Annotated in this window: 6 protein-coding genes; all 6 read left to right on the top strand. The window is 73.4% G+C overall.

Going from position 1 to position 6,000, the window contains the following annotated elements; all coding sequences use genetic code 11:
• The 6 genes from ACZCAH_RS14720 (at nt 1) to ACZCAH_RS14745 (ending at nt 5,916) form a co-directional block, all read left to right on the top strand.
• Complete coding sequence (locus ACZCAH_RS14720) at nt 1-1,155, top strand: adenylate/guanylate cyclase domain-containing protein (protein ID WP_464341795.1); 1,155 nt, start codon at nt 1-3, stop codon at nt 1,153-1,155.
• A 48-nt stretch (nt 1,156-1,203) separates the two neighbouring features.
• Nucleotides 1,204-1,899, top strand: a complete 696-nt coding sequence (locus tag ACZCAH_RS14725; protein ID WP_329745123.1) for a response regulator transcription factor — start codon at nt 1,204-1,206, stop codon at nt 1,897-1,899.
• 3 nt (nt 1,900-1,902) lie between these two features.
• Complete coding sequence (locus tag ACZCAH_RS14730; RefSeq protein ID WP_464341796.1) at nt 1,903-3,282, top strand: ATP-binding protein; 1,380 nt, start codon at nt 1,903-1,905, stop codon at nt 3,280-3,282.
• An 82-nt stretch (nt 3,283-3,364) separates the two neighbouring features.
• Nucleotides 3,365-4,504: a 5-(carboxyamino)imidazole ribonucleotide synthase gene (locus ACZCAH_RS14735; RefSeq protein WP_464341801.1), complete on the top strand. Its 1,140-nt coding sequence runs from the start codon at nt 3,365-3,367 to the stop codon at nt 4,502-4,504.
• Nucleotides 4,501-5,013, top strand: a complete 513-nt coding sequence (purE, locus tag ACZCAH_RS14740) for a 5-(carboxyamino)imidazole ribonucleotide mutase (RefSeq protein WP_464341797.1) — start codon at nt 4,501-4,503, stop codon at nt 5,011-5,013. The genes ACZCAH_RS14735 and purE overlap by 4 nt, the downstream gene beginning before the upstream one ends.
• Nucleotides 5,014-5,208: 195 nt before the next feature.
• A complete protein-coding gene (locus ACZCAH_RS14745) occupies nt 5,209-5,916 on the top strand; it encodes an acyltransferase (RefSeq protein ID WP_464341798.1) in 708 nt (235 codons plus the stop codon).
• The last annotated feature ends 84 nt before the right edge of the window (nt 5,917-6,000 follow it).

Below are 6,000 nucleotides of genomic sequence, written 5' to 3' on the forward strand. Positions count from 1 at the left end.
ATGGACGACAGGGAGCGCGGCGACGCACTCGGCGGGAGGCTCCCCACGGGTGAGCTGCCGCTCCCGGTGGGGGCGTCCCCCGACCTCGACCAGACGCCGCTCGAGACCCAGGAGATCCTGGACCTGAACCGGCGCTTCGCGGCCGTGCGCCGCAGCGTCGGCACGCTCGAGAAGGTGCTCCTGCAGGGCCCGCGCGAATACTCCCGGCGGGACCTCGCCGAGCAGCAGGACATCCCGGAGCGGCTCACGGCGGTCTACTGGCGCTCCCTCGGCTTCACCCCCGTGGACGAGGACACCGTCGTGTTCACGGAGGAGGATGCCTACTCGATCGGCGACCTCGCCGCGATCGTCGAGGACGGCGCCCTGTCCGAGCGTGCCTTCGCCTCCATCACCCGCGGGCTCGGCTTCCACATGGGCCGCCTGGCCATGTGGATCACCGAGGCGCTCGTGGACGAGGGCAAGAACGAGGACGGCCTGGACGACGCCGAGGCCCGCCAGCGGATGCTCGAGGTGCTCCCCGAGCTCCTGGAGACCTTCGAGTCGCAGGTGGTCTTCGCCTTCCGCCGGCAGCTCGCGGCCTTCGCGGCCCGTGCCGGCTCCGAGGTCCTCCACCGCGACACCGACGAGCTCTTCCCTCTCCAGCGCGCCGTCGGCTTCGCGGACCTGGTCCAGTTCACCCGGCTCGCCCAGGACCTCTCGGGTGCGGAGCTGGCCGACGTGGTGGGCCGCTTCGAGGCACTGGGACGGGACATCATCTCCGTCGGCGGCGGCCGGGTGGTCAAGACCGTCGGCGACGAGATCATGTTCCTCGCCGACACGCCCGAGGACGGCGCCCAGATCGCCATGAGCCTCGCCGAGGTGCTCTCTGCGGAGGTGGGCCTGCCGCCCGTGCGGGTGGGCATGGCCTGGGGCTCGATGTTCTCCCGCTACGGGGACGTCTTCGGCCCGAAGGTGAACCTCGCCGCCCGGCTCGAGGCCGTCGCCCGGCCCGGCGGGGTGATGGTAGACGACGAGACCGCCGCCGCGATCGAGCGGGCCCTGCCCGGCGGCTTCGCGGTCGACGAGGGGCAGGAGGTCGAGTTGCACGGCATCGGCACCGTGCGGGTGATGGAGATGCGACGGGACCGCTCCGCGCCTCTCGATCTGGGCCTGTGAGACCCTGGCGGCCCGCCCCGCCGACGGCACGGACTTAGGATGGAACGCGTGACACGACTGCTTCTCGTCGAGGACGACTCGGCCATCGCCGAACCCCTCTCGCGCGCCCTGGACCGCGAGGGCTACACCGTCACGCGCGCCTCGCGCGGCATGGACGCCCTCGCGATCGCTGCGGGCAGCGACCCGATCGACGTAGTGATCCTTGATCTCGGCCTGCCCGACCTGGACGGCCTCGAGGTCGCCCGCCGCCTGCGCAAGGGTGGTCTCGAGTCGCCGATACTGATCCTCACCGCGCGGGCCGACGAGGTCGACGCCGTGGTGGGCCTCGACGCGGGCGCCGACGACTACGTGACCAAGCCCTTCCGCCTCGGCGAGCTGCAGGCGCGCATCCGCGCCCTCATGCGGCGCTCGCAGGCGATGGAGGAGAGCGGCGACGCCTTCGACGTCAACGGCGTGAACCTCGACGTCGCCGCGCGCCGCGCCCACGTCGACGGCGAGGAGCTCGCGCTCTCGGCGAAGGAGTACGACCTGCTCACCGTGCTGGTGCGCGAGGCCGGCAGCGTCGTCACCCGCGACGACCTGATGCGGGAGGTGTGGGGCGCCGAGTGGTGGGGCTCCACCAAGACCCTCGACATGCACATCTCCTGGCTGCGCCGCAAGCTCGGCGACGACGCCACCAACCCGCGCCGGATCACCACGGTGAGGGGAGTCGGCTTCCGCTTCGAGACCGGCACGGAGGCCTGACGCGTGTGGCAGCGTGTGCTGCAGGCCACGCTGATCACCGTGGTCCTGTCCGTGCTCCTGCTCGGCATCCCGCTGGGATGGTCGTGGCTGAACCTCAATCGTCAGGAGCTGTACAGCGAGGCGAACCGGATCCTCGACACCGTCCGCATCGACACCGAGGAGCGGCTCAGCGAGGACCGGCCCATCGATGAGGCGATGCTGCAGCAGCGGGTCGACGAGCAGGTCGACCTGAACATCGCGATCGAGGTGAAGGTCGACGACCTCACCGTCCGGGCCGGCGACCCGCCGGGCGCGGGCGCGATCGAGGTGCGCACCCTCGGCACGAACGGCCAGGAGATCACCGTCTTCATCCCGCAGTCCGATGTGCGCGCCCATACCGCGAGCGCCTGGGTGTTGATCGCCGTGGCCGCGCTCTCGGCGCTGTCGATCGGCGTCTCCGTCGCGCTGTGGCAGGCGCAGCGGATCTCGATGCCGCTCGCCCGTCTCAGCCGCCGCGCCGAGGAGATGGGCGGCGGCCGCGCCCGCGGACCGTGGAAGCCGTCCGGGATCTCCGAGATCGACGACGTCGCCGAGGAGCTCGCCCGCTCGGGCGCCATGCTCGCCGAGCGGCTCGAGGCCGAGAGCCGCCTCGCCTCCGACGCCTCGCACCAGCTGCGCACCCCGCTCACGGCGCTGTCCATGCGCCTCGACGAGATCCTGGCGACCAGTTCCGAGGAGTGGGTGCGGGAGGAGGCGCGCATCTCCCTCGAGCAGATCGACCGCCTCACCGAGGTCGTCCACGACCTGATCAATGCGCCCCGCTCCTCCCAGCGTCGCACCCCGGGCGTGGTCGAACTGCGCACGGTGCTCACCCAGCAGTCCGAGGAGTGGTCCCCGGCCTACCGTCGGGCCGGCCGCGAGCTGCGCATCCAGGTGCCGCGCACCGCCGCGGTGTGGGGCTCGCAGGGTCCCCTCACCCAGGTCATCGCGACCCTCATCGAGAACGCCCTCGCCCACGGCGGCGGCCGCACCCTGGTCAAGGTGCGACGCAACGATCACTCGACCGTCATCGAGGTCTCCGACGAGGGGCGCGGGATCGACCCCGAGCTCGGCTCCCGCATCTTCGAGCGCTCCGTGTCCGGGCGCTCCTCGACCGGCACCGGCGTGGGGCTAGCCCTCGCTCGCACGCTGGTGGAGGACGACGGTGGGCGTCTCGAGCTGCTCACCGAGAGCCCCGCGACCTTCGGCGTCTTCCTCATCTCCGCCCCGGGCGAGGAGCCCGACCTCGGCGGCGAGGAGGACGGCGGCGAGCAGGGACGCCTCCCCCAGGGCTCCGTGGTGCGGCGCCGCTCCCGCGGTCGGACCGTGCGGACGCCCGCGGGCCAGGACCCGCCCGCGACCTAGACTGTCCCGCGTGCTTCCCGATCCCGCGCCCCGTCCCCCCGCCCGTCGCCTCGGCATCGTCGGCGGTGGACAGCTCGCCCGCATGATGCTCGGCCCCGCGATCGAGCTGGGACTTCCCGCGACGGTGCTCGCGACCGATCCTGCCGAGAGCGCCGCGGCGGTCGCGGGAGAGGTCCGGATAGGCCGGCACGACGACGAGCAGGCGGTGCGCGGCCTCGCCGGGGCCGTCGACGCCGTCACCTTCGACCACGAGCACGTCCCGACCGCGATCCTCGAGGCCCTCGAGGCCGAGGGGGTCGCCGTGCGCCCCGGACCCGCCGCCCTCGTCCATGCCCAGGACAAGCTGGTCATGCGCGAGCGGCTGAGCGCGCTCGGGCACCCGTGCCCGCGCTGGTGGCGGATCACCTCGACCGAGGAGCTCGCCCTGGCGCTCGCGCAGGCCGGCGGCCGGCTCGTGGTGAAGACCCCGCGCGGCGGCTACGACGGCCACGGCGTGCGCGTGATCAGCGATCCGGCGGAGGTCGCCGACTGGGCCGGGGAGCACGACGAGCTCCTCGCCGAGGAGCTGGTGCCCTTCGTGCGCGAACTCTCCGCGCAGGTCGCGCGGCGGCCCGACGGGGAGGCCGTCGCCTATCCCGTCGTGCAGTCCCTCCAGAAGGACGGGGTCTGCTACGAGGTGGTCGCGCCCGCGCCGGGCCTCGACGAGACCGCGCAAGAGCGGATCCAGTCGCTCGCCCTCGCGATCGCCGAGGACCTCGGCGTGGTCGGCATGCTCGCCGTCGAGCTGTTCGAGACCGCCGACGGGACGGTGAGCGTCAACGAGCTCGCCATGCGGCCCCACAACACCGGCCACTGGTCCATGGACGGCGCCGTCACCGGCCAGTTCGAGCAGCACCTGCGCGCCGTCGCCGATCTCCCCCTCGGCGCCACGACCCCGCTCGCCCCGGTGGCGGTGATGGTCAACCTCCTCGGCGGGGAGGTGATGGACCTCGTGCCCGGCATGCGCGCCGCCCTCGCCCTCGAGCCCGGCCTGAAGGTCCACCTCTACGGCAAGGGCGTGCGCCCGGGCCGCAAGATCGGCCACGTGACCCTGCTGGGCGAGGACGCCGCGGACCTGCTCGCGCGTGCCCACCGCGCCGAGCAGCTGATCATCGACGGGGTCCCCGCACCGGGACCCGCTGGAACCGCTGGAACCGCTCCGTCCTCCGAGGAGATCGCATGAGCACACTGTCCCCCCTGGTCGGCATCGTGATGGGTTCGGATTCCGACTACCCGGTGATGCGCGCCGCCGAGGAGGCGCTCGGCGAGTTCGACGTGCCCGTCGAGGTCGACGTCGTCTCCGCGCACCGGATGCCGGAGGACATGGTCGCCTACGGCCGTTCCGCCGCCGAGCGCGGACTGCGCGTGCTCATCGCCGGGGCCGGCGGCGCCGCGCACCTGCCCGGCATGCTCGCCTCCCTCACCCCGCTGCCCGTCATCGGGGTGCCCGTGCCGCTGAAGCACCTCGACGGCATGGACTCCCTGCTCTCCATCGTGCAGATGCCCGCCGGTGTCCCCGTCGCCACCGTGTCCATCGGCGGGGCGCGCAACGCCGGCCTGCTCGCCGCCCGCATCCTCGCGGCGGGCGGCGACGAGCGCGCCGCGGACCTGCGCGCGCGGATGGTCGCCTTCCAGGGCGAGCTGCGCGAGGTCGCGCTCGCCAAGGGGGAGGCGCTGCGCGCGTCCCGGTGACGGAGAGGCACGACGGACAGGCAAGACGGAGGGGCGAGCCGAGCGCGCGACGGGGCCTTCCGGGCCGTCCGACGGGCAGGTCTCGGCCACGATCTGTGAACGGTTCGCGGAGGTGCGGGGCGAGATGTGCGACAGCCCGCGCCCCGGGGCCGTCGATCCCGGGAGCGGGCCCGACCGGACGGTATCGTCGTCCCCATGACTGACACCCCCGACTACCGGGTCGCCCCGGGAGCCGACATCTCGCCCGAGGCGACCATCGGCGCCGGCAGCTCGATCTGGCATCTGGCCCAGGTGCGGGAGCGGGCGCAGCTCGGCGCCGACTGCGTCGTCGGCCGCGGTGCCTACATCGGCACCGGCGTGACCCTCGGCGACGGCTGCAAGGTCCAGAACTACGCGCTCGTCTACGAGCCCGCCGTCCTCGCGGATGGCGTCTTCGTCGGCCCGGCGGCGGTGTTCACCAACGACCACTTCCCGCGCGCGGTCAACCCGGACCTGAGCCCCAAGTCCGCCTCCGACTGGGAGCCGGTGGGCGTGACCTGCGAGCAGGGTGCCTCGATCGGGGCGCGCGCCGTGTGCGTCGCGCCGGTCACGATCGGCGCCTGGGCTATGGTCGCCGCGGGCGCCACCGTGGTCAAGGACGTCCCGCCGCACGCCCTCGTCGCCGGGGTCCCGGCCCGCCGCCTCGGCTGGGTGGGCCGCGCGGGGGAGAAGCTCCTGCCCGCCTCCGACGGCACCGACGCCTGGGTGTGCCCGGTGACGGGGGAGTGGTACATCCCCGACGAGACCAGCGGCGGGCTGCAGCTCGCCTCCGCCCCGGTCGAGGGCGCCCCGCGCCCCGCTCCCCTCGAGCCCGACGACTCCGCAGATCCCCACGCCGACGAACAGGACGGTCCCACCGCATGAACACCGAACCCGCCATGATCCCCGCGGCTAAGCCGATCATCGGGCAGGACGAGAGGGACGCGGTCGACCGCGTGCTGGCCTCCG

It is taken from the genome of Brachybacterium sp. B718/18 (genome assembly GCF_055454375.1).